General features: G+C 37.8%; 1 protein-coding gene. It reads right to left on the reverse strand.

What is annotated here, in order from left to right; translation table 11 throughout:
• Positions 1–32: 32 nt before the first annotated feature.
• A protein-coding gene (locus tag D0463_RS19055; protein ID WP_254052867.1) for an IS3 family transposase occupies positions 33–1,363 on the reverse strand; the annotation gives its coding sequence in 2 pieces (ribosomal slippage) (positions 33–994 and positions 994–1,363; 1,332 coding nt in all).
• Positions 1,364–1,462: the final 99 nt, after the last annotated feature.

The raw sequence follows: 1,462 nt of genomic DNA on the forward strand, positions 1-1,462 counted from the left end.
TGTACCCTATGTAAAGGACATTTTAAAAAAGGTCAGGCAGCCTGAAGAAGATGATCTCTGTATTGAACAGGGGTCATCTTTTTTAGGTTCCATTGATACCTGTAAAGATTGTAGTAAGTAATATACTTGTCTATTTCACGTCTTAATTCACCTAAAGTTTTACACGACTTTATATTCGTCTCATCTTTAAGGTGGCCAAAGAACGATTCTATCGGTGCGTTATCCCAACAGTTGCCTCGTCTGGACATAGACTGACGTAGCCCTAGTCTTTTGACAAGCTTTTGGAAATCAGGGTGGGTATAGTGAGTTCCTTGGTCTGAATGGAGTAAGGCATCTTTTGCTTTCTTAAAGTTTTGATTCTTCTTTAACTTGTGCAAGGTGTTAGTGGCTAGTTCCATCGTGATGCGTTCTGATAAATGTTGGGCTAGGATCTGCCCCGTTGAACCGTCTTTAATTACGGATAAATAGGCTCTTTGACCATTCTGGTAATTCAGATAAGTGATATCAGTAAGTAGCACTTTACCAGGAATCCCTTGCTTAAATTGACGGTTTAGCAGGTTTGGCACGACGCGATGTTCTTGTGTTGCTTTCATCATTCTTCTGTATGGATTTGCTTTTCTAATCGGACAGACAATGCCGTATTTTTTCATAATCCTTCGGATTCGTTTCAAATTGTAGACACACTGAAATTGACCCGCCAATGTCATTTTGATTTGACGTGCCCCTTTCATACGGCCTTTGAAGCGAAAGGCCTTTAAAATCAATTCTTTTGCCACTTCATCCTTTTCATCTTTGCGTTTTCTTTGTTCCTCAGACTTTTGCGAGAAATAATTATAATAACCACTACGTGAAACACCAGATACCTCACAAAGATATTTCGCCATATGTTTTAGATTATATTTTTCAATAACTGAATGAATCAGAATGTATTTCTGTCTAGCTGGGACTTTTACTTGTTCAGCCCCCTTTCTGCCATACGAATCTTTTTTAAGAGTTCATTCTCAGCCTTCAGAAGGTTTATTTGCGCCTTTAACCTAGCGTTTTTTTCTTCAAGCGAAAGTTCGTTAATTCGGGGTCTTCCCAAGCTCTCACTGCGGCTGTCTTTAAGACCTAGAACCCCTTCTTTTTCATAAGCCCTTCTCCAACGCTCAGATGACGATTTAATTCTTTTTATACCAAGAATATTCACGTTAAACCCTGCTTCATCGAAAATCTCTCTTGGAAACTTTCCTTTATGGTATTCCGAAATGAAATGTTGCTTAAATTCCTCAGAATAGGTAATACCCTTTGGACTAACCGATTGAACATATGGATTACTAGATAGTAATGCAATCTCTTTCTCTGTAAAAGCTTTTTTAGACATAAGACTTCCCCAACATAAATGATTTTTTATTCATTATACAAAAATGCACCCTATAGAGAGACCTTTTTTCAAAGTGTCTACACTATAGGGTACATTTTA

Source organism: Bacillus sp. V59.32b (assembly GCF_003429085.1).
Lineage (GTDB): Bacteria > Bacillota > Bacilli > Bacillales > DSM-1321 > Peribacillus.